Below are 20,613 nucleotides of genomic sequence, written 5' to 3'. Positions count from 1 at the left end.
CAGAGTTAGCCGTGGTGGGAAGAGGGATAGTTAGGGGTACCTAGAAAGTGGTAGCTTTAAAAATTCTGGTTAAAATAATTGATATATATCAGTAGCATATAATCAGGCGGTGAGCTCAGGTAGCGCTTAAAGTTTAAATTAAGCCCGGCTGCTGAACAGCCATTTTACTGATTTATATCAAAGTTCGTCCCGGCTTGTTGTAAGCTAATAGCATATAGATACATTGTCTAATCTTGGAGCGGGACATGGCAGAGCAGAAATCCAGCATTATGTTAGTGGATGATCACCCTTTATTGCGCAAAGGCTTAAAGCAGTTATTAGCGCTGGAAGATGAGCTTGAAGTGATTGCTGAAGCCAGTAGTGGCGCTGAGGCAATTCCGTTGGCAAGCGAGCTGGACCCGGATTTAATTATTCTGGATTTAAATATGCAGGGTATGGATGGTATTGCGACCTTAAAAAAAATGCGCGATGAAGGCGTAACGTCCAGGATAGTTATGCTGACTGTTTCTGATGCAGATGAAGATGTTGTTAATGCTATCAGTAACGGCGCAGATGGTTATTTACTAAAAGACAGTGATCCGGAAATTTTACTGGATCAAATTAAACGCTCGCTTACCGGTAAAATGGTACTCAGTGAAGCGATTACTCAGGTATTGGCAACTGCACTACGCCGGCCGGCGGTTAAAACGCCGGCTGAACTTAACAGTCTGACTAACCGTGAGCATGAAATTCTCAGTTTTATTGCTAAGGGCTTAAGTAACAAGCTGATTGCCCGTGAACTTAATATCTCGGATGGCACAGTAAAAGTCCATGTTAAACATTTATTGAAGAAGCTTGGCCTGCGCTCACGGGTTGAAGCAGCGGTGTGGATGGTTAACCAGCAAGCTTCCCAGTTTTAGTGGAGAAACGCCCGATGCAAGACGCCCGCGTCCCGAAACAAATGCTAACTGCAGAGCAGGCAATATTACAAATGCTTGGCGAAGTGCAGCCGCTGACCCAAAGCGTTAGTGTGCCACTGAACAATGCGCTGGATAGAGTGCTGGCACAGCCTGTGGTGTCAGACATTAATGTACCGGGTTATGACAATGCAGCTATGGATGGTTATGCGCTGTGCGCAGCGGATGTTAAGCCTGACGTTCGATTGGCGGTGGCCGGAACCGCGCTGGCCGGCCATGCGTTTGCAAATCCTGTCCCGGCAGGGTGTTGTGTAAGGATAACCACCGGGGCCGTGTTGCCTGAAGGTTTAGATACTGTGGTGATGCAGGAACAGGTAGCGCTTAGCGAAACCGACCAGCAGCAATCGATTCTCTGTCAGCTCCAACCAACAATGGGCGAGCATGTCCGCCGTGCCGGTGAAGACATCGCCAAGGGTGCTGAGGTGTTTACTGCTGGTCATAAGCTGCGCCCGGCCGATATCGGTTTGCTGGCGTCTCTGGGCATTGCCAGTGTTAATGTGCTTCGTCAGCTAAAGGTAGCGATATTTTCCAGTGGTGATGAGCTTGTTGCGCCGGGGCAAAAACTGCCGGCAGGTCATATTTATGACAGCAACCGCTACGTTATCGCCGCAATGCTTAAGCGTCTTGATGTGCAGCTTATCGATCTTGGCTTATTGCCAGACGAGCCTGGGGCAATAGAGCAGGCATTTCAGCAGGCGATGAAAGAGGCCGATGTGCTGGTAACCAGTGCCGGCGTGTCGGTGGGCGAGGCCGATTATACCCGGCAAATTCTCAGTAAGCTTGGCCAGATCAATTTCTGGCAGGTGGCGATTAAGCCGGGGAAGCCGTTCGCCTTTGGTAAACTTAACAATTGCTGGTTCTTTGGTTTACCGGGTAACCCGGTGGCGGCAGTGGTCACGCTGGAGCAATTAGTCCAACCGGTGTTGCGTAAACTTAGCGGTGAGGTTATCCAATCGTCAGCTAAGTTGTTGCAGGCAGAATGTGATGTACCGCTGAAAAAACAGCCCGGGCGGCAGGATTATCAGCGCGGCTGGTACTGGCAGGGCGAAACCGGTTTAAAAGTAAAAACCTCAGGCGCCCAAAGTTCGGGCATGTTGAGCTCTATTGCAAATGCTAACTGCTATATTGTCTTGCCGCGTGACAGCAGCAGCCTGCCAGCCGGTGAAATGGTATCGATACTGCCGTTTTCAGATTTGTTACGCTGATATCCAAAAATGAGCATACCTCTTTTGTACCGGCTGAAGCCGGTGCGGTTTTGATCTGTATCAACACCAGTTAGCGCAATAATAACCACACTGCCGGCATCAGCTAAAACGGGAGTGGTTTATGTTATTAATCGATGCGTTGTTGCAGGAACTGGACATTTTTGGTGTTAAACAACTGTTTGGCATTCCCGGCGATTTTGTGCTGCCGTTGTTCGAGCAACTGCAGCAGCGCAACCACTTGCCGCTGTATTATTTAAGTCATGAACCCTCAGTGGTATTTGCCGCCGATGCAGCAGCCCGGATCAGCAATAAACCGGCGGTAGTTATCCTCACTTATGGTGCCGGAGCCCTTAATGCCGTCAATGCGGTGGCCCAGGCTTATGTTGAACATGTACCGCTGTTAGTTATTGCCGGTTTCCCTAGCCAGGGCGAGATTGCGCGCGGTTTGCAAATACATCATCAGGCCAGAACGGTCGACTCACAGCGCGATATTTACCGTGAAATTACCGCTGCCCGGTTTCGGTTAGATAACCCGGATACTGCCGGTTCCGACATTCGTGCCGCGTTAACCGTGGTGGAACAGCAAAGCCGGCCGGTGCTGCTGGAAATACCGCGTGACGCGCTAAGTTTTAACACGACTGCCGCAGGGCCTTACCTGCCTGAACCGATAGCGGCGGATAAAATTGAGCTGGCCGTCGCTGCGTTAACTGGCCGCTTACAAAAGGCAAAAAAGCCGGTGATATTAGCCGGGGTAGATGTCCGCCGTTTTGAGGCAGTGACTGAGCTGGAAGCCTTAGCCACTAAGCTGAATATACCTTTTATCTGCACGCTGATGGGCCGTGCCAGCTTTAATCAGCACCATCCGCGGTTTGGCGGTATTTTTCTTGATAAATCTGATATCCGCCCGGCAAAGCTGTTATCTGAAGCCGATCTTATTCTGCAAATTGGCGTGATTAAAACCGATAGCAATTTTGCTGCCCATTCAGAGCTGTTCCCCGCTGAAAAAGTGCTTTGTCTTGAACAGCAGCAACTGGCATTAAAGCCGCTGCTGGCAGCATTGCTGGCCGCGCCACTAGCGGCATTTCAGCCACCGGTAATGCCGGCTTTGCCATCTGTCGCAACAGAGCAGCAGCTTAGTGCCACCAGCCTGGTGCAGGGTTTGGAGCGGATATTGACCGCCCGCCATGACACTGTGCCACTGATTTCTGATATAGGCGATTGCCTGTTCGCCTCTTTGCATGCTAATCCCAGCCTGATGCTGGCACCGGCGTTTTATGCTTCTATGGGCTATGCGGTGCCTGCCGCCTTTGGCGTGCAGGCCGCCACCGGCTTACGGCCGGTGGTGCTGGTAGGCGATGGCGCCTTTTTAATGACTGGCCTGGAGCTTGGCCATTGTGCCCGCTATGGCTTTGCCCCGATTATTATTGTCTTTAATAACCAGCGCTGGGACATGATTGACGCTTTTGCTCCCGGCCTTAACTGTACCGGCTTAGATAACTGGCAATATGCTGAGCTGGCCCGCAGTATGGGCGGACATGGTATGCAGGTTAGTAATCTGGCTGATTTTGACGAGGTATTGTCGTTGGCGCTTAACAGCAACAGACGCTTTAGCCTGATAGAAGTAATGCTACCGGCAGGCAGTCGCACCGCACGGCTGAATAACTTCGCTGAGGGCTTTAAAGCGGCAGCCAAAAGCAATCTCACACCATGTTAGCTATCCGGGCTTTGGCTTTGCTCATTACCTGTCAGGTGTTTACCGCTGGTAATAACAATGACAAACCTTGGATGTGATCAGTGATTCGGCGTTAAGCTAGTCCAACGCCACTGCTTTAATTTGCGCATAAACCTGCTGGCCAATTTGTAAGCCGAGCCGGTCTGCTGATTGTTTGGTTAGCAGTGCCTGAAGTGGCTGGCGGTCAAGCTCCAGCTGTACCAGCAGTTCGGCGGGGTGCGGTGCGGGGTGTATGCCGGTAATGCTGACCTGAAGCTGATTGCTGACTGAGCAGTCGCTAAGTGGTTTCAGGCTTAGCGCGACATCGCGCGCCTGAATACGTAAACGGTATGAGGTGGCGGAGTAGTTTGCGTCAACACTATGCTGTGGTGAGGGTAATTGTAACTGCTGTTGGCCGATACTAAGCTGCAGCAGGTGGTTGTGACTGCCCTGGCTTTTGGCGTGCAGTAGCGACATAGCACCGATAGCAGCCAGTTCGGGTTGGAGTAATTGCTGTTGCAGCGGGCCCTGGCTGTGGATGCGGCCGTGTTTCATCAATACCAGCTGATCGGCCAGTTTTACGACGTCGTCCAGCTGATGACTGACCAGCAGCATAGGTATGCCGGTTGTATTAGCTATGCGCTGTAAAAACGGCAAAATCTCGCTGCGGCTTTGCTGATCCAATGATGCTAAAGGTTCATCCAGCAGCAGTAATTGCGGCTGGCTCAGTAAAGCCCGGCCCAGTGCGATGCGCTGGCGCTGACCGCCGGATAAGTACTGTGGCGCCAGTTTAAGCAGTGACGTCAGCTCAAGTAAGCGGATCACCTGCTCTGGTTGCAGCCGCACAGCAGTTTGCTTTGCCAGCCGGTTAAAGCCATACAGCAGGTTTTGCTCAACTGATAAATGCGGCAGCAGGCTGCTTTCCTGAAATACCATACCTATCCGGCGCTGATGCACCGGCACAAACTGTTTACCCTGTTGCCATGGCGTTTCGTTAAGGCAAATTTGCGCATTAGCATGGCGGTCGAGCCCGGCAATTGCACGCAATAAGGTGGTTTTACCACAACCCGAGCGGCCAAATAGGGCGGTAATACCGTTTAACGGCAGGCTGTTATTTAACTGCAGTGAAAATTCGCCAAGAGCCAGGCTTAACTGCACTGTAAGCGTTTGGCACTCAGGCGCAGCGGCTAATTGGCGTGGCTGGCTAATATGCTGCCAGCAGTGCTGGGCGGCATGTTGCAACAGGCTAATCATAGTATGGCCTCGCGTTCAAACCGGCGGTTTAACCCATATACAATAAACAGTACTGCAAAGGCGGTAATTAATAACCCTAACGATAACTGATGCGCCTGCGCATAATTCATCGCTTCGGTGTGGTCATAAATCAGTACCGATAACACCTGGGTTTCGCCGGGTATACTGCCACCGAGCATTAAGATAACCCCAAATTCGCCTAAGGTATGGGCAAACGTTAACGTTGCAGCAACGATAAACCCACCACGGCATAGTGGCAGTATTACACTGAACAGCTGATCCAGCTTGCTGGCACCTAAAGTAGCGGCGACTTCCAGCGGCCTTGGTCCCATGCGTCGAAAGCTTTCCACTAAAGGCTGCACGGTAAAGGGCAGCGAGTAAATGACTGAGCCAATTAGAATGCCACTAAAGCTAAATGCCAGATGGTTTAGCCCCAGTTGCTCCAGGGTACTGCCGATAGCGCCATGCGGCCCAAGCAGCAGTAACAAATAAAAACCCAGCACAGTGGGTGGCAATACCAGTGGCAGCGCTACTATCGCCTGAATGGCGGTGCGCAGTTTGCTATGGCTAAGCGATAACCACCAGGCCAGCGGGGTACCCAGCAGCAGTAAAATCAGCGTGGTGTATAAACACAGCTTAAGGGTGAGTTGGATGGCTTGCCAGTCCTGACTACTCAATATTGTGAGAAACTCAGGCATGGCTTAGTCCTGTGCCGGCAGAGTTGCTGGCAGTTCAAAGCCGAAGCGTTGCATTACCGTTAGGGCAGCCGGATTTTTCATAAAGGCGCTAAAATGGTGAGCAGCAAGGTTATCCGCGCCATGACGGGTAACCACAAAAGCCTGGGTAAGCGGCTGATGCAGGTCTGTCGGAATAAGGTGATAACCCTGTTTGGCCAGTTCAGGAAACTTTGCTAACGACAGCGCAATAATGCCAATGTCTGCGCCGCCGCTTTGCACCAATTGTGCGGTTTGGGCGATGTTTTCGCCATACACCAGCTTTGGTTCAAGCTCTGCCCACAGGCCAAGAGTTTGCAAAGCTTCTTTGGCACGTTGGCCATAAGGCGCATGCGCCGGTTGAGCAATGGCCAGGCGACGAAACGTCATGTTTTTCAGCTGATGCAGCTCAACCTCTGACATATTTTGCCGTGGGCTCCACAGTACCAAATGACCCACAGCGTAAGGTTGTGGCACAGTAACCGCGTGGCCATCTTGGTACAGCAGCTCAGGAAAGCGGCTGTCAGCTGAAAAAAACAAGTCAAAAGGCGCGCCATGGCGAATTTGCGTGCTGAGTTTGCCGCTTGACCCATATACAACATGAATATCTGTGGTGGGGTGCTGCTGGCGAAACAGCAGAATGACTTCATCTAAGGCATAGCGTAAATCTGACGCTGCAGCCAGCATCAGCTTGTCGCCGGCATAAACCGGTAGGACGTAAACCAGAGAAAACAGACAAAACAGCAGTGCACTCCGGATCATATTTTACTCCCAGCGCGCCAGCGCCTGCTGATCACTGGCTTTGGCCTCAACCCAGTAATCACCCTCTGCGGTATGTTCTTTTTTCCAGAACGGTGCGCGGTTTTTTAAGTAATCCATAATAAACTCGCAGGCGGCGAACGCAGCGGCCCGGTGGGCGCTTGCTACCCCGACAAACACTATCTGCTCATTTGGCTTAAGCCTGCCAACCCGGTGAATAATATGTACAGCAGCCAGTTGCCAATGATTAAGCGCATCGGTGGCAATGCGGTTAAGTGCCTGTTCGGTCATGCCAGGGTAGTGCTCCAGTGTCATGCCATGCAGAACGGTATCATGCAGCTCTCGCACCAGGCCGCTAAATGTGACAATTGCTCCACAGGCTGCATTACGGCGTAGCTCACTGTATTCACTGGCCAGACAAAAATCATCACTTTGTACGGCGACAAATATGCTCATATCAGCCTCCGGTTACCGGGGGGAAAAACGCCAGTTCATCCCCATCCTGCACGCTGGCGGTTAGCGGCACCAGTTGCTGGTTCAGGGCGCAAAGCAAATCAGTGCGGCTTAGCTCCTGCTGCCAGTTTTGGCAGCGGCTTTGCAATTGGCTGAGTACCGATGCCACATTCAGTGTATTGCTCTCACAACTGAGCAAGTATTGCTCGCAATCCAGTCGCTCACGCAGCGCTGCAAAAAACAGAATTTTAATCATATTGCCTCCGAAATATAATGCCCCGACTTACCGCCGGTTTTTTTCAGCAGCCGGATCTCGCTAATGGTCATCGCCTTATCTACCGCTTTACACATATCGTAAATGGTTAGCGCTGCCACACTGGCGGCAGTTAATGCTTCCATCTCGACGCCGGTTTGGCCGCTTAGCACACAGCAGCTTTCAATTTTTATTTGACCTTGCGCTGGCAGTAGCTGAAAGTCGACTGATACCTTGCTTAGCATGAGCGGATGGCACAGCGGAATAAGCTCACTGGTTTTTTTCGCTGCCATAATGCCGGCAATGCGGGCGGTGGCCAGTACATCGCCTTTTTTCAGTAAGGCCTGCTCAATTAAACTGATCACTTCTGGCGTGGTAAATACTACTGCGCCGGCGCGGGCCAGCCGCTTAGTGTCCTGCTTGTTACTAACATCGACCATGGCAGCGGCACCACTTTGATCCAGATGCGTTAAATGTGGGAATTCACTCATTTCAGGCTCCACAATTATTGATTGGGTTGTTTTTCACATGAGCAACAAAGTTACAGGGACCGGTTTTGCTATCCAGCTGTGGCAAAATCAATTGCTGCATGGCAAGCCTGCAGGCACCGCCAGAGCCAGGCATCGCAAATAGCAAAGTGCCATTGGCCAGTCCAGCCAGTGCGCCGGATTGCATCGCGGCTGAGCCTAATTCGTTAAACGTTAACTGTCGAAATAACTCGCCAAAGCCCGGTACCTGTGTATCCATAAGCGGTGTTAATGCTTCGACCGTACAATTACCCTTGGCATAGCCGGTGCCACCATTCAGCAACACTACCTGAATGGTCTCGCTTGCGATCCACTGACTTAACACGGCACGTATGTGATATTTGTTGTTCGGCAATACTATCCGCTCTGCTAATTGGTGACCTGCGGTTTGCAGCAGCTGACAGAGCAAGTCGCCGCTGCTGTCATTAGCGCTGCTTCGACTGTCCGAGACGGTAAGTACGGCTATAGTCAGCGGATAAAACCGGCTTAAATCAGGCCTTGGCATAGTGCTCTCCGTTATTTAGTAATTTCAGGCAAAGCTGCCAGTCTTGTGGGGTATTGGTATTAAGCAGTTCAGTGGTCGGGGCCGGCAGAGTTCGCGCATTAAGGTCTGCCAACAATGCTTTAACCGAACGCTGGCCGTTTTGCAGTTGTTTACTAATCATGGCACTAAGTGTCGGGTTTACCGGCAGTACGCAGGGCAGCGGGCTATTGGCAAAACAGGCGGCTTGGCCAGCCGCGTGTCGCAGCAGCCGCTGCAGACTAAGTGTGCTCAATAATGGCGTATCTATCGGTAATACCAGTAACTGTGAGCTGCGACAGTGCTCAAGCGCCGCTAAAATACCGGCTAAGGGCCCTTGTTGCTGAGTTTGATCGGCAATAAAACCCGGTTGGTTACGACTAATCAGTACCTCTGCTGCACCGCTTTCTTGCGCCAATTGCTGCATATGCTCAAGTAAATTCAAGCCATTAAGGTTTAGCAGCGCTTTATCCTGGCCCATGCGGCTGGATTTTCCTCCGGCTAAAATCAGTGCGCTAAATTGCATACAACTGCTCATATTAGCCACCAATCTGGGCTAGGTGCCGGGTGCTGCCACTGTAATCTTCAGCCAACTGATGGCTGAAAGCTTTGCCTTGCACTGCTTGTTGCAAAAAACGCATTAAGGGCGCGCTATTATCTGTTTGCAGCAGGCTACGCAACTCCTGGTGGTTGTCGGTAAACAGACACAAATACAGCTGACCCAGGCTTGAAACTCTAAGCCGGTTACAGTCGGCACAGAAGTCTTTGCTGTAGGGCATAATCAGACCAATCCGCCCCTGATAATCTGCATGCGAGTATTCCAGAGCTGGACCGTCAGTTTTCGCTTTGACATTCAACTGCCAGCCCTGATCCAGTAGCTGTTGTTGAATGCTGGCACCACTTAAATGTTGGCGTTGATAAAAATCAGCATTATCGCCAGTACGCATCAGCTCGATAAAACGCAGCGCAATATCCTGCTGTTTAACAAATTTAAGAAAATCGGGCAGGGCCAGGGCATTATGCTGTTTTAGCAGTACGGTATTAATTTTTACCTGCTTAATGCCAATGGCTTTAGCATGGGCTATGCCCTCTAAGATGTCGGCTAATTTGTCCTGGCCTGTGACCAGGTGAAAGGTGTCGGCATCCAGGCTATCGACGCTAACGTTCACCGCATCCAGACCTGCTTCCTGCCAGGCCAGCGCATCACGTTTTAAACGGTAGCCGTTGGTGGTCAGTGCCACTTTTTCAATACCGGGTACCGCTTTGCAGATAGCGATAATTTCGGTCAAGTCTTTACGCAGCGAAGGCTCGCCACCGGTAATCCGTACTTTGCGGGTACCCAGCCTGGCAAAGGCAGTAACCAGATGTTTAATTTCGCTTAGGGTTAATTCACCGCTACGGGAGTCACAGTCATTGCCATCAGGCAGGCAATAGCTGCAGCGAAAATTGCAGATTTCAGTAACAGAAAGCCGCAAATAGCTAAAGCGGCGCGCATAAGCGTCAGTTAACATAATTCACCTTTCCAAATGGGGAGGTATGGCCGTTTCCCGTCATACCCGGTGGCATGATTGCCACGGCATACCGTTCATCCCTGATATCGTAAAATACGTATCAGGCTTAGAGCCGGTAGCTCGGTGTTGTGGATTAATGTTACATGCTGAGGCTACGCTTGGTTATTGCCATTAAGAGGGGGCTTGTTTACTCCATTGTGGGTAGGTAGGCTTACAACAGGATAATAAAAAGCAAAAACGCCACCCATAAGGTGGCGTTTTAAAAGAAATTTTTGGTGCGTCCTAGTGGACTCGAACCACCGACCCCTACCATGTCAAGGTAGTGCTCTAACCAGCTGAGCTAAGGACGCACACTTGGGTTGCCGGCCGCTATGCCTTTATAAAGAGTAAACAGTCTGGCTGACAACGGCGGCTATGTTATTGTGCTGCTGACGGGTTGGCAAGTGTTTTTCGTGTTTCGTTTAACGTTTGGCTGAATTTTAGCCTGTCAGCCGGTATTTAACCGCAACTCTGCAGGTTTTGGTCGTATCTTTGCCGCAGTCAGCCCCTTCGCTGCACACATTTATCGTCGCCTATGTTAACTTTGGCCCACCGTAAGATATGTCGCCTGGCAGAACAATAATTCAGATAAGCAGGCTTTCGAGGAAGTTATGATTAGAACGAGCAACGGCTTACGCCGACCTTTGCGCTTTAGTGCGGCTATGTTACTGCTGATTGTCAGTGCCGGCTGCAGCCAGTTGCAGAACACAACGCCCCAGGCTGAAATAACCTCTGGCGCTATTGCTGCCAGTAGCGTTGCAACGACCGGTTTGCGGCCACTTGCGCTGACCGACATTATGAAATTTCGGGAAATTAAAGAGCGCCAGCTTAGCGAAAACCAGCAATTTATGGTGTATACCGCTGCGCCTGATTTTGGCGACAGCACCGGTTATCTGGTTGCTTTACAAAGTGGCAAACAGCTCAGTGTTGAGCGCGGCGATAAGGGCCAGCTTAATGCCGATGGCAGTTTTGCGCTGTTTCGCCAACGCGCGCCGCTCTTAGAGCGCGAGCAGGCTGCTGATAAAAAAGCGCGTGAAGCATTGGCGCAAAATGCGGTACTGGTAAACAGTGAAACGGGCGAGCAGCGGGTTATCGCCAATATTGATCGCTTTGCATTTACCGGTGACGGCCACACCGCATTGTTACTGGTGCGTAAGGCGGACAGCAAAGACCGCACACAAACCCTGCAGGCGCTGCATTTAGCCAGCGGTACCTTGCAAACCCTGGCTCAGGTAACCGATTTTGCGGTGGCGGCAGAGGGGTCAATGGTGGCCTGGGTTGCTGAGTTGGCAGCAACAGAGAACGCCGGCCCGCAAGCTGACAAACAACCACCAGAGCAGCAGTTGCTGGTATGGGACAGCGCTGCTGACAGCCGGTTCACTGCACATGGTGCAACAGCACAAAAGCTGCAACAGCTGAAATTTAATCAGCAGGGCAGTCAGCTGGTATTTTTCAGCGGGCCCGACAGCGCGCAGTTAAAGGCCTCAAACCAGGCAGAAGCAGCCCAGCAGCTATGGCTCTGGTCACAGGGAGATGACAGCGCGCAGCAGCTTAATACTCAGCGCGCAGGTTGGCTGCTAAGCGAGCACACTGCGCCGCGCTGGAGCAAAGATGGCAAGCGGCTGTTTATCGGCCACCGGCCGGATAGCGGTGACAAACCGGCAAAAATGGAACCGCCGCAAACTGAGGCTGAGCTGTATAACGTGGAGCGGCTGCTGGCCGACCGGCGCTTGCAGGTATGGCATGGCGATGATGCGCGGATTAACAGCCAGCAAAAGGCAGAATATAAGCAGGCGTTAAAGCGCACTGCGCCGGCTGTTATCTGGCTGGACAGCGCGAAGATGGTGGTGTTAAGTGATGATATCGACGAGCGACTGCAGCTTAGCGAGCATACTGACGCGCAGCTTATCAGTAGTGGCCGGCCTTATTTAAAACAGCTGAGCTGGGATGGCCGCTTGCACGATATCTGGCATATTAATTTACGCAGCGGCCAGCGCCAGCAGGTATTCAGCGCTAACCGCAGCCATGAGTCGGCCCATTTATCGCCATCAGGCCGCTACGTTGTCTATCTGCAAGAAGAGCAGTACCAGTTGTTTGACAGCGCAACCGGCACTACTGTGCAGCTGGGGGGCAGTGCCCCGGTATCCTGGGTAGATGAGCAGAACGACCGGCCGATGGCTGCCGAAAGTTATGGTGTGGCAGGCTGGTTAGCCGATGAGTCGGCGGTACTGGTGTATGACCGGTTTGATATCTGGGCGCTGAGCCCTGGTGGCGGCATGCAAAAACTGACGGATGGCAGGGCGGCTAAGCAGCAATACCGCTTGCAGCAAAAGGATGATGCGCTGGCTGTCGACCCGGCGGCAGCCCATTTGCTGCAAATGTATAACGAAGACACCAAGCAATATGGTTTTGCCCAGCTTACCTTATCTGCTGATGCCACCAGCGGCGAGCTTACGGTATTACTGCAGGGCAAAAAACGCTATGACGTGGTTGAAACTCTGGATGACTTCAGTGAGGCGAAACGGCATTACTTATTTACTGAGCAGAGCTTCAGGCAGTTTCCTGATTTATGGCTGGCCAGTGCTGATTTTAATCAGCGGCGCCAGCTGACCAATGTTAACCCGCAGCAGGCAGAGTTTATCTGGGGTGACAGCCATTTAATTGAATGGACCAGCGCCAGCGGCGAGCCATTACAGGGCGTGTTACTGACCCCGGATGGCTATGATCCGGCAAGGCAGTACCCGGTAGTGGTGTACTACTACGAGAAGTTCTCGCAGCGGCTGCATCATTATAATCAGATGAAGGTCAATCACCGGCCGAACTTCCCGTATTATCTGGGCCAGAATTATCTGGTGTTTTTACCCGATATTCATTTTCGACCGGCAGCGCCTGGCCCTAGTGCCACGGAATCTTTAGTGCCGGGCCTGCAAAAATTAATTGATATGGGCGTGGCCGATCCACAGGCGATTGGCTTACATGGCCATAGCTGGTCAGGTTATCAGACGGCCTTTGTTGTGACCGAAACCGACATGTTTGCAGCAGCCGTTTCGGGGGCACCGGTGGCTAATATGACCAGTGCCTACAGCGGTATTCGCTGGCAGAGCGGTCTGGCCCGTCAGTTTCAGTATGAAACCGGCCAGAGTCGGCTTGGCGTATCGATGTATGACGACCTGAAACCCTATATTGATAATTCACCGGTATTTTTTGCCGATAAAATTAATACCCCGATGCTGATCCAGTTTGGCGACGACGATGGTGCGGTGCCGTGGGAGCAGGGCATTGAGTATTATCTGGCGCTGCGCCGTTTAGGCAAAGACGTGGTAATGCTGCACTATGAAAATGAGCCGCATCATTTGCAGCGCTATGCGAATAAACTGGACTACAGCATTAAAATGCGTGAGTTCTTTGATCACTACTTAAAAGGGGCGCCGGCACCGATGTGGTGGGCAGAGGGCATGCCGTATCAGCAATACGAAAAGTAAGCTGCGCTTTTAGTAAAAAATACGCGTTATCAGCCCGGCCTAGGCCGGGCTTTGGGTAAGGTTAACCGGGCATACCTGGTTGAGTTGCTGCCACCACTGTACATGCAACAGCAGTTGCTGCTGCAGTTGCTCGGCTGGTTGCTGATAACGCTGTTGCAGCGCCGGATAAATCGGGGTGTGCTGATACAACTTGGCAATGAGCGGCCAGCTTTCATTATAGTAGCGGGTCAGCTCAGCTAAGTGGGCCTGCACCTTTGCAATAAAAAACTTGCTAAATACGGTGCTTAAAATGGTCAGTTGCGGTTTGTTTTGTCCTGCTGGACATAAGCTTGTCGGCGCAATGGTTACTAACTGCGGGTTAACCTGAATAAACCAGGCGGCACTGAACCGCAGGCTATTTTGTAATCCGGCTAAAAAATCATGCTGATACAGCGCTGCCAGGCTTTGTTCAATATCAACTTCTGCAGCGTGTTGCCAGGCGCTTGTTTCTATCAGTTGTTTTAAATTAATCAGGCTGCGCAACGCGGCGGTGCTGTCAATAAAGCCGTTAGTCTGGCCAGGCACTAAACGTTTACTGCTGCTATGCCATTGCTGGCGTAGCGTGTCGTCAGTTAGCAGCATATTATTAAAAGCAAGTTGGACGCTTTGTTGTTTTTGAGCAAGCCAGCCACTAACTTGCTGTTGTAATGCCGGGCTTAACGGTTGCTGCTGACACTGCTGCAGGCGGGCGAGTAACCGCAGTTCATAATTTAGCTGTTTACTGGGCTGAAATACCCGGCCTAAGCCACTGTTGCGCTCACCAATCAACTGATCCAGGCCACATTCGCGGCTGGCCCAGGCATCCGTTAAGTCCATACGGATGTCAGGCAGCGGCTGATTCAGTGCACTGGGGCGCGGCAGTGTTTCAGGTAACTCAGCTTGAACACTGATATTTTCAAGCTGCAGCACCCGGTTTAAGCGCTTTTGATAGTCAAGTAGTGTTGCTTTGCTATCGGGTTCAGCACAGCCGCTAAGGGCTAACAGCACCCCCATCAGCATCGATACCGGCATGCCGTATTTCATGATCGATCCTTTTAAGTTGGTTGCGTAAAATAATTGCCAGCATAATGGCGGCAGTACTCAGGCCAATAATAATGCCTATCCAGAAACCATGAGCACCCATTGGCGCTACCAGCCAGTCAGTTAAGCCTAATACGGCGCCTAAACCAAAACCGATTGGCCAGTAAGCAAACAGGGTAATGTAAAACACTGGCTTGGTGATTTTCATACCGCGCAGGGCACAAGCCGACACCACCTGAATGGCGTCAGATAACTGGTAAAAGCAGGCCAGAATTAACAGCGAGCTGGCCATGGCGATAACCTCTGGATTGGTCGAGTATAGCGAGGCCACATAAGTGCGCATAAAATAGGTAAAGCTGGCGATAAAAAATGACATAAACACGGCCATACACAGCGCAGTCATAATGGCTTTTTTCAGCTCTTTATTATTTTGCTGGCCGACTAAATGGCCAACTCTGATGGTCGTTGCCAGGCCAAAGCTCAGCGGTAGCATAAATACCAGCGCACTGTAGTTATTCGCGACCTGATGGCCGGCCACCACTATCGGCCCCAGATGCACTATCGCCAGCGGAATACAGGCAAACAGCGTCACCTCAAAAAAGATGGAAAAGGCAATCGGGGTACCCAGGCAAACTACATACCAGATGTCTTTTAAATTGGCGCTAAGCTGCTTAGGCCAGTGCCGGTAGGGCCGGGTAGTGCGGCTGTACCAGCCGTATACCAGCATGGCGATGAACATTGCCAGAAATACCAGGCTGGTGGCAATGCCACAGCCCGCGCCGCCCAGGGCCGGCATACCCAGCTTGCCGTAAATAAAAATATAGTTAGCCGGAATGTTGACCAAAATGCCGACAAAACTGATCCACATACTGGCTTTGGTATTACCTATGCCTTCAAATAAATTACGGATAACAATATAGCCGGCGGCCGGAAACAAGCCCCAGCTTACGTAATACAGATATTGCAGGGTTTTATCGCGCAGCACCGGCTCCATATTCAGCATGTTGATTGGAATATCGGCAAACAACATCAGCATAAATAATAAGCCGGCAAGTAGCATTCCCAGATACAGACTTTGCAGGGTAAAATGACTAACCGGTTCGGTTTGCCTGCTGCCATAGTACTGCGCCACAATGGGCGTTAACGCGAGCAGCAGGCCTTGTAAAGTTAGCACTACCGGTAACCACAGGCCTGAGGCTACCGCCAGTGCTGCCATATCAGTAGCACTAAAGCGGCCGGCCATGACGGTATCGACAAAATACATCATGGTCTGGGTTAGCTGGGCCAGCATAATAGGGCCGGTCAGTTTTAGCAGAGTTTTGGCTTCAAAGCGGGAAAAGGGTACCATGCGCCATCATTCGGGTTGGCCAGTTATGGCGCGCAATTTAGCACAATTGAGGTTTTATGTTTACCGGAATAGTTCAGACAACCGCGCAAGTGCGCGAAATTCGCGATGAAGGGCAGCTACGCCGCCTGACATTAACGGTGCCACCCGCCAATTTACAGGCGCTGGAGCGTGGGGCCAGTGTTGCGATTAATGGCGTATGTTTAACCGCTACCGAATTTGATAGTCACGCAGGCTGGGTGTGTTTTGATGTTATCGCCGAAACATTGGATAAAACCAACCTGGGTAAGCTTGCCGTGGGCAGCAAGGTAAACCTGGAGCGCTCATTGACGTTTGGCAGCGAACTGGGCGGCCATATTGTATCAGGCCATATTCAAACCACCGCCATTTTAACCAGACTGACGCGCGAGCAGCATAAGGTGAGTATGGAGCTCAGTCTGGATACACGCTTTTTGCCTTATATTCTGGCCAAAGGCTTTATTGCTGTAGAGGGCTGCAGTTTAACGGTGGGCGAGGTGACCGACAGTGGTTTTAGCCTGTATTTAATTCCGGAAACCCTGGCCATTACCACGTTGGGTGACAAGCAAGAGGGCGATATCGTTAATATTGAACTGGATCAGCAAACACTGACCATCATTAAAACGGTTGAGCGGGTGATGGCAGAACGCTTTGCTACGGCTAAAAGTTAGCCGGCAGTTAGCCATCATTTAAACAATCATTTTAGCTATCAATAGTACTGTTCATCATCTGCGTCGACAAATATCTGCACACTGTGATGTTGAATATCTTTGTGTACCTTTAAGTGAATTGGATTGCAGCAATTGCTGCAATCTTCAATGTAGTCCTGATCGTCATCGGTCACTTCAACATCGACATGTATCGGGTGGCCGCAAAACGGACAACTGATGGTTTTGGTTAAAATACTCATACTGCCTCCTTTAATCAGGCTTTTTGTGCTGTTCCCAGGCTGCGACCACCATCAACAGCAATAATCTGACCACTGATATAGGGCGACTGCAGCAAAAACAGCACGGTGTTGGCAATATCATCAGGGGTGCCGATACGCTGCAACGGTATTTGCTGCAAAATCTCCGCTTTATCCGCGTCGGCTAATTGCTGACTTGGCCACAAAATAGCGCCTGGTGCGATGCCATTGACTCTTATTGTAGGCGCTAATTCCCGTGCCAGCGATTTTGTCATCATCAATAAGGCCGCTTTAGCCATGCAGTAAATGCTGTGATCCTGTAATGGCTGCGTGGCATGAATATCAACCATATTGATAATACAGCCTTTATGCATTGACAGGGTTGGAGCCAGCGCCTGAGCCAAAAAGTAGGGCGCTTTAACATTGCTACCGAATAAATCATTCCAGTTTTCTATGGTGGCGCTGGCCAGAGGGGTAGGATAAAAGCTTGAAGCATTATTGACCAGAACGTCCAGTCGGTTAAAACAGCTCAGCGCGTTGCTGGCCAATTGTGTTAATTCATCGTAGTTTAACAGATCCGCTTGCAATGTGGTGGCGCTGTCAGGCCGCTGCTGATTCAGGCTGGCAGCCAGCTCATTTGCTGCAGTGTGTGACTGATGATAATGAATAATAACCCGGTAGCCTGCGTGATGCAGCTGGCATACAATTTGTTTGCCTAAACGTTTGGCACTGCCGGTAACCAGTGCCACCGGGGCGTCGGAATGGGACATAAAGCTATCCTAGTAAAATTGCTGTTTAATCATCTCCTGTGCTTGTACCAGAAAAGCGCCGCGAAACAAATATGCGTGATTAAGTATATGATACAAATTATAAAGCTCTTTGCGCTCGCTAAAACCGTCAGGAAGTTTATTAAACTGCTGGTAACTTTGATAAAAAGTTTCAGGAAAACGGCCAAACAGACCAGTGAAAGCGACATCAGTTTCTTGATCGCCGTAATAACAGGCCGGGTCATAAATGACTGGCGAGCCGGCTAGAAAACCGACATTACCGCGCCATAAGTCACCGTGCAGTAAGCTAGGTGCTGGTTGATGATGTGTTAAGCGTTGGCGGCATTGTTCAACAATATAGTCGATATTGCCAAAACCGAAACCCTGCTCCAGCAGTAACTGCAATTGCCAGCCAAGGCGCTGCTCTGAAAAAAAGCTGCTCCAGTTACTTTGCCACTTATTTGGTTGCGGGGTGCGGCCGATAACATTGTCCCAATCAAAGCCAAACATGGCCTGTTCATGTTGTTGATGCAATAAGGCCAATTGCTGGCCCAACTGCTGCCAGCCGCTGCCGCTTTCTTTTACCAGTGGCAGGTATTCGAGTACCAAAAACGCTTTATCAAGGGTTTGACCGCAGCAAATTACCTCGGGAACCCGGATGCAATGATGCTGGCGCAGCGTTTTAAGCCCTAATGCCTCAGTTTCAAAATGCTCTAATTGCTCCCGCTGATTAATTTTAACGAAAAAGTGGCGATCGTTACCGCTTATTTTAAACGCCAGATTAATATCACCACCGGTGAGCTGAACTTTATCTTCAACTTTAAAGTCGGTATCCAGTTCACTATTAATATGATCTGCAATCGCCTGCCACATCGGTTATCTCCATTCCGCTGTTGTCATTTCAGTATGACTGATATATAAGAAAAAACACTGATCCTGATCAGGATTTAATAACGTAATTACGGGTCATCGTTTTAGTAGCTGCTACAGTTGTTAATACTACCCGTTGTCTGGAGTTCAAATGGCCATTGTTATCCCGAGTTTTCGTGTGCATGCGTTCAAACTAATGAGTGGGGTAAACCTCACATTGTTTGTTTTGGCACTGGCATTGGCCAGTTGGCATGGCAGTTGGTTACCGGCGCTGCTAATAGGTTTGCCATCCGCAATACTGCCTTTGTTGTTCTATCGGTTGCTTGGAGATCACCCGCTGGCCCGGATAAGCTTTGGTGTCAGTTTTATGTTTTTCTCGGCGCTGCATATTCATCAGGCTGCCGGTATGCTGGAGATGCACTTTGGCATTTTTGTGTTACTGGCCATTTTAATTTCCTTTCGTGATTATCTGGTTATTCTGACCGCTGCTGCCACCATTGCCGTGCATCATTTGCTTTTTATGTATTTGCAAATGCAAGGTACCGCTGTTTATCTGGTTCCTGAACAGAGTTTGTCGTTCGGTATTATTATGCTGCATGCGGCGTTTGTGGTGGTGGAATCAGCAGTATTAGTCGTGATCTCAAGGCAGAGTTACCGTGAAGCCATCGTAAGCCAGGGCTTGTTTGATGCCACTGAAGCATTGTTAACCAGCGATGGTAAGGTAGTGCTAACCCATCGTTGCCCCGATTTGAATTCAGCCATTATAAATAATTTTAATGCGGTGCTGGCAACACTGCAAAAAACGCTGACAACGATTGAAAAACAGTCGCAAACTTTAAAAAAGGAGTCTGGGATTTTGCGTGACGAGGGCGATTCACTGGCCGTAAGCATGCGCAATGAAATGAATGAAGTAGACCGGGTTGCAACTGCCACAGAGCAAATGTCGCATAGTATTCAGGATGTGTTTAATTTATCGCAACAGGTACTGGATTTTTCAAAAGCAGCAGAGCAGGCTGCAGATCAGGGGAAAACATCAGTCAGCAGCACTATTGCGTCCGTGCAGCAACTTGCAACACAATTAACTGACACTGGCCGGACGGTAAATGAGGTGGCCAATGCCACCGTTGATATTCGTAAAGTTTTAGATGTTATTCAATCTATTGCTGAACAAACCAATTTGCTGGCACTAAATGCTGCCATTGAAGCGGCCAGAGCCGGCGAGCAAGGTCGCGGTTTTGCCGTTGTCGCTGATGAAGTGCGTACTCTGGCATCACGCACCCGTGGTTCGACAGATGAGATTAAAACCATGATTGAAAGGCTGGTTGAGAACAGTGCGCAATCAGTGGTAGTGGTTAAGCGTAGTATTGAGCAACTTGAGGATACCCGTGGCCATGCCGAACAAAGTGGCAAATTACTGCAAACTATTCTGGAGCAGGCCAGACAAGTTGCTGATTCTTCAGATACTATGGCCAACTCTTTGCAGCAGCAAACCGCATCCAGTAATGAAATTGCGCAAAGTGTGCAACACCTTAACCAAATGACATCAGAGCAACATGCTCTTGGACAGAAAGTGTTAGAAAGTGCCGATAGTCTGGAGCAAATTACCATTGCTCTTAGTAATGAGTCGGCAAAATTCAGGGTGTAATGGGTGTATCAAGCGCCCAAAGGCGAGTGATGTTGCTGCTTGTAGTCTTTGTGGTGTGGGTTGTGCTGGCCAGTGCCGGATTATTTTATTTCGGTAATCAGAATTATGGCCAGTTCGATGATAGCGGCAGTTGGCAGGTTTCAGCCCCCAAAGCTTTAGCAATTGAAACGCTGGGTATCGCACCAGAGGCTGGCAAACAGGTTGTGCATGTCGGGCAGCCTGAGTGCGTTTGCAACAGGTTGGCAAGTCAACATATCGCTTCGTTTACCGAGGCTTATCAATTGCCTGCAAATAAACAGTTTTATCGTCAGTTACAACAGGTAAGCGGCGCCGGTCTGATGCTGCCGGCAACCCCGGCGGTGCTTATTTTTGATAATGGTCAATTGATTTATGCCGGGCCTTATGCAACCGGCCCGATGTGCTCTGTTTCGACCAGTTTAATTGCGCCCATTTTAAAAGGTGACGTTAACCTTGCCGGTCTTTGGCTTAATGGTGAAGCTAAAGCGTGTCGCTGTGTCGTCAAGCTAGGCGCCTGATTAAGCCACTGGCAGATGTAAAACTAAGGGCTCTGACCGGTACGGACAATTGCCAACTGGCAGCGATTACCGGTGGTGTTAGT

At 50.4% G+C, this 20,613-nt stretch carries 21 protein-coding genes, 1 tRNA gene and 1 riboswitch; of the genes, 7 read left to right on the top strand and 15 right to left on the bottom strand.

Annotated elements, in window-relative coordinates; translation table 11 throughout:
- Positions 1 to 245 precede the first annotated feature (245 nt).
- The 3 genes from narL (at position 246) to B2Q61_RS14445 (ending at position 3,875) form a co-directional block, all read left to right on the top strand.
- Entirely contained in the window at positions 246 to 899 is a 654-nt protein-coding gene (gene narL / locus B2Q61_RS14455) for a two-component system response regulator NarL (RefSeq protein WP_290616989.1), read from the top strand.
- A 14-nt stretch (positions 900 to 913) separates the two neighbouring features.
- On the top strand, positions 914 to 2,161 hold the full coding sequence (glp, locus tag B2Q61_RS14450) for a gephyrin-like molybdotransferase Glp (protein WP_290616987.1): 1,248 nt from the start codon (positions 914 to 916) through the stop codon (positions 2,159 to 2,161).
- Between the two features lie 121 nt (positions 2,162 to 2,282).
- Positions 2,283 to 3,875, top strand: a complete 1,593-nt coding sequence (locus B2Q61_RS14445) for a thiamine pyrophosphate-binding protein (protein ID WP_290616985.1) — start codon at positions 2,283 to 2,285, stop codon at positions 3,873 to 3,875.
- A 96-nt stretch (positions 3,876 to 3,971) separates the two neighbouring features.
- Here B2Q61_RS14445 and modC read toward each other — a convergent pair whose 3' ends face one another.
- The 10 genes from modC to B2Q61_RS14395 form a co-directional block, all read right to left on the bottom strand.
- Positions 3,972 to 5,126 (bottom strand): molybdenum ABC transporter ATP-binding protein, encoded by a 1,155-nt coding sequence (gene modC, locus B2Q61_RS14440; protein WP_290616983.1) that lies wholly within the window; start codon positions 5,124 to 5,126, stop codon positions 3,972 to 3,974.
- On the bottom strand, positions 5,123 to 5,824 hold the full coding sequence (gene modB, locus B2Q61_RS14435; protein ID WP_290612742.1) for a molybdate ABC transporter permease subunit: 702 nt from the start codon (positions 5,822 to 5,824) through the stop codon (positions 5,123 to 5,125). The genes modC and modB overlap by 4 nt, the downstream gene beginning before the upstream one ends.
- 3 nt (positions 5,825 to 5,827) lie before the next feature.
- The gene (gene modA / locus B2Q61_RS14430) at positions 5,828 to 6,601 is read right to left on the bottom strand and encodes a molybdate ABC transporter substrate-binding protein (protein ID WP_290616982.1); all 774 of its coding nucleotides are present in this window, start codon (positions 6,599 to 6,601) and stop codon (positions 5,828 to 5,830) included.
- A gap of 3 nt (positions 6,602 to 6,604) precedes the next feature.
- The gene (gene moaE / locus B2Q61_RS14425; RefSeq protein WP_290616980.1) at positions 6,605 to 7,054 is read right to left on the bottom strand and encodes a molybdopterin synthase catalytic subunit MoaE; all 450 of its coding nucleotides are present in this window, start codon (positions 7,052 to 7,054) and stop codon (positions 6,605 to 6,607) included.
- 1 nt (position 7,055) lies between these two features.
- The gene (locus B2Q61_RS14420; protein ID WP_290616978.1) at positions 7,056 to 7,307 is read right to left on the bottom strand and encodes a MoaD/ThiS family protein; all 252 of its coding nucleotides are present in this window, start codon (positions 7,305 to 7,307) and stop codon (positions 7,056 to 7,058) included.
- A complete protein-coding gene (moaC, locus tag B2Q61_RS14415) occupies positions 7,304 to 7,795 on the bottom strand; it encodes a cyclic pyranopterin monophosphate synthase MoaC (RefSeq protein ID WP_290616976.1) in 492 nt (163 codons plus the stop codon). The genes B2Q61_RS14420 and moaC overlap by 4 nt, the downstream gene beginning before the upstream one ends.
- A 1-nt stretch (position 7,796) precedes the next feature.
- Positions 7,797 to 8,336 carry a molybdenum cofactor synthesis domain-containing protein gene (locus tag B2Q61_RS14410; RefSeq protein ID WP_290616974.1) on the bottom strand — a complete coding sequence of 180 codons (540 nt, stop codon included), beginning with the start codon at positions 8,334 to 8,336 and terminating at the stop codon, positions 7,797 to 7,799.
- Positions 8,323 to 8,889 carry a molybdenum cofactor guanylyltransferase gene (gene mobA, locus B2Q61_RS14405; RefSeq protein ID WP_290616972.1) on the bottom strand — a complete coding sequence of 189 codons (567 nt, stop codon included), beginning with the start codon at positions 8,887 to 8,889 and terminating at the stop codon, positions 8,323 to 8,325. The genes B2Q61_RS14410 and mobA overlap by 14 nt, the downstream gene beginning before the upstream one ends.
- A gap of 1 nt (position 8,890) precedes the next feature.
- Positions 8,891 to 9,862, bottom strand: a complete 972-nt coding sequence (gene moaA / locus B2Q61_RS14400; RefSeq protein WP_290616970.1) for a GTP 3',8-cyclase MoaA — start codon at positions 9,860 to 9,862, stop codon at positions 8,891 to 8,893.
- Positions 9,851 to 10,000, bottom strand: a riboswitch (molybdenum cofactor riboswitch). It overlaps the preceding gene by 12 nt.
- Positions 10,001 to 10,135: 135 nt before the next feature.
- Positions 10,136 to 10,212 (bottom strand) — tRNA-Val (locus B2Q61_RS14395).
- A gap of 300 nt (positions 10,213 to 10,512) precedes the next feature.
- On the opposite strand from B2Q61_RS14395, the gene B2Q61_RS14390 reads away from it, so the two are divergent.
- The gene (locus tag B2Q61_RS14390; RefSeq protein WP_290616968.1) at positions 10,513 to 13,383 is read left to right on the top strand and encodes a prolyl oligopeptidase family serine peptidase; all 2,871 of its coding nucleotides are present in this window, start codon (positions 10,513 to 10,515) and stop codon (positions 13,381 to 13,383) included.
- A gap of 39 nt (positions 13,384 to 13,422) precedes the next feature.
- Here B2Q61_RS14390 and B2Q61_RS14385 read toward each other — a convergent pair whose 3' ends face one another.
- Both B2Q61_RS14385 and B2Q61_RS14380 read right to left on the bottom strand, forming a co-directional pair.
- On the bottom strand, positions 13,423 to 14,445 hold the full coding sequence (locus tag B2Q61_RS14385) for a DUF3080 family protein (protein ID WP_290616966.1): 1,023 nt from the start codon (positions 14,443 to 14,445) through the stop codon (positions 13,423 to 13,425).
- Positions 14,393 to 15,790 (bottom strand): MATE family efflux transporter, encoded by a 1,398-nt coding sequence (locus tag B2Q61_RS14380; RefSeq protein ID WP_290616964.1) that lies wholly within the window; start codon positions 15,788 to 15,790, stop codon positions 14,393 to 14,395. The genes B2Q61_RS14385 and B2Q61_RS14380 overlap by 53 nt, the downstream gene beginning before the upstream one ends.
- Before the next feature lie 56 nt (positions 15,791 to 15,846).
- Here B2Q61_RS14380 and B2Q61_RS14375 point away from each other — a divergent pair, with 56 nt between their 5' ends.
- Positions 15,847 to 16,476, top strand: coding sequence for a riboflavin synthase subunit alpha (locus tag B2Q61_RS14375; RefSeq protein WP_290616961.1), 630 nt, complete (start codon positions 15,847 to 15,849; stop codon positions 16,474 to 16,476).
- A 38-nt stretch (positions 16,477 to 16,514) separates the two neighbouring features.
- Here B2Q61_RS14375 and B2Q61_RS14370 read toward each other — a convergent pair whose 3' ends face one another.
- From B2Q61_RS14370 to B2Q61_RS14360, 3 genes are read right to left on the bottom strand one after another with little or no spacing between them, the layout of a single operon-like run.
- Positions 16,515 to 16,715: a CPXCG motif-containing cysteine-rich protein gene (locus B2Q61_RS14370; RefSeq protein ID WP_290616959.1), complete on the bottom strand. Its 201-nt coding sequence runs from the start codon at positions 16,713 to 16,715 to the stop codon at positions 16,515 to 16,517.
- 14 nt (positions 16,716 to 16,729) lie between these two features.
- Positions 16,730 to 17,482, bottom strand: coding sequence for a pteridine reductase (locus B2Q61_RS14365; RefSeq protein ID WP_290616957.1), 753 nt, complete (start codon positions 17,480 to 17,482; stop codon positions 16,730 to 16,732).
- A gap of 9 nt (positions 17,483 to 17,491) precedes the next feature.
- Entirely contained in the window at positions 17,492 to 18,352 is an 861-nt protein-coding gene (locus B2Q61_RS14360) for a fructosamine kinase family protein (RefSeq protein ID WP_290616954.1), read from the bottom strand.
- A 148-nt stretch (positions 18,353 to 18,500) separates the two neighbouring features.
- Here B2Q61_RS14360 and B2Q61_RS14355 point away from each other — a divergent pair, with 148 nt between their 5' ends.
- Together B2Q61_RS14355 and B2Q61_RS14350 are read left to right on the top strand one after the other, a co-directional pair.
- On the top strand, positions 18,501 to 19,994 hold the full coding sequence (locus B2Q61_RS14355) for a methyl-accepting chemotaxis protein (RefSeq protein WP_290616952.1): 1,494 nt from the start codon (positions 18,501 to 18,503) through the stop codon (positions 19,992 to 19,994).
- 29 nt (positions 19,995 to 20,023) lie between these two features.
- On the top strand, positions 20,024 to 20,530 hold the full coding sequence (locus B2Q61_RS14350; RefSeq protein WP_290616950.1) for a DUF6436 domain-containing protein: 507 nt from the start codon (positions 20,024 to 20,026) through the stop codon (positions 20,528 to 20,530).
- Positions 20,531 to 20,613 lie beyond the last annotated feature (83 nt).

Origin of the sequence: Arsukibacterium sp. UBA5043, assembly GCA_002415085.1 — a bacterium.
Lineage (GTDB): Bacteria > Pseudomonadota > Gammaproteobacteria > Enterobacterales > Alteromonadaceae > Alishewanella.
This window is presented reverse-complemented; position numbering and strand designations above follow the sequence as displayed.

Coding starts and splice junctions, on each gene's coding strand:
- B2Q61_RS14375 (WP_290616961.1), top strand. CDS start 15,847: ATGTTTACCGGAATAGTTCAGACAACCGCGCAAGTGCGCGAAATTCGC.
- B2Q61_RS14360 (WP_290616954.1), bottom strand. CDS start 18,352: ATGTGGCAGGCGATTGCAGATCATATTAATAGTGAACTGGATACCGAC.
- B2Q61_RS14410 (WP_290616974.1), bottom strand. CDS start 8,336: ATGCCAAGGCCTGATTTAAGCCGGTTTTATCCGCTGACTATAGCCGTA.
- B2Q61_RS14365 (WP_290616957.1), bottom strand. CDS start 17,482: ATGTCCCATTCCGACGCCCCGGTGGCACTGGTTACCGGCAGTGCCAAA.
- B2Q61_RS14390 (WP_290616968.1), top strand. CDS start 10,513: ATGATTAGAACGAGCAACGGCTTACGCCGACCTTTGCGCTTTAGTGCG.
- moaA (WP_290616970.1), bottom strand. CDS start 9,862: ATGTTAACTGACGCTTATGCGCGCCGCTTTAGCTATTTGCGGCTTTCT.
- B2Q61_RS14355 (WP_290616952.1), top strand. CDS start 18,501: ATGGCCATTGTTATCCCGAGTTTTCGTGTGCATGCGTTCAAACTAATG.
- glp (WP_290616987.1), top strand. CDS start 914: ATGCAAGACGCCCGCGTCCCGAAACAAATGCTAACTGCAGAGCAGGCA.
- moaC (WP_290616976.1), bottom strand. CDS start 7,795: ATGAGTGAATTCCCACATTTAACGCATCTGGATCAAAGTGGTGCCGCT.
- B2Q61_RS14385 (WP_290616966.1), bottom strand. CDS start 14,445: ATGAAATACGGCATGCCGGTATCGATGCTGATGGGGGTGCTGTTAGCC.
- moaE (WP_290616980.1), bottom strand. CDS start 7,054: ATGAGCATATTTGTCGCCGTACAAAGTGATGATTTTTGTCTGGCCAGT.
- B2Q61_RS14380 (WP_290616964.1), bottom strand. CDS start 15,790: ATGGTACCCTTTTCCCGCTTTGAAGCCAAAACTCTGCTAAAACTGACC.
- B2Q61_RS14350 (WP_290616950.1), top strand. CDS start 20,024: ATGTTGCTGCTTGTAGTCTTTGTGGTGTGGGTTGTGCTGGCCAGTGCC.
- mobA (WP_290616972.1), bottom strand. CDS start 8,889: ATGAGCAGTTGTATGCAATTTAGCGCACTGATTTTAGCCGGAGGAAAA.
- B2Q61_RS14370 (WP_290616959.1), bottom strand. CDS start 16,715: ATGAGTATTTTAACCAAAACCATCAGTTGTCCGTTTTGCGGCCACCCG.
- narL (WP_290616989.1), top strand. CDS start 246: ATGGCAGAGCAGAAATCCAGCATTATGTTAGTGGATGATCACCCTTTA.
- B2Q61_RS14445 (WP_290616985.1), top strand. CDS start 2,283: ATGTTATTAATCGATGCGTTGTTGCAGGAACTGGACATTTTTGGTGTT.
- modB (WP_290612742.1), bottom strand. CDS start 5,824: ATGCCTGAGTTTCTCACAATATTGAGTAGTCAGGACTGGCAAGCCATC.
- modC (WP_290616983.1), bottom strand. CDS start 5,126: ATGATTAGCCTGTTGCAACATGCCGCCCAGCACTGCTGGCAGCATATT.
- modA (WP_290616982.1), bottom strand. CDS start 6,601: ATGATCCGGAGTGCACTGCTGTTTTGTCTGTTTTCTCTGGTTTACGTC.
- B2Q61_RS14420 (WP_290616978.1), bottom strand. CDS start 7,307: ATGATTAAAATTCTGTTTTTTGCAGCGCTGCGTGAGCGACTGGATTGC.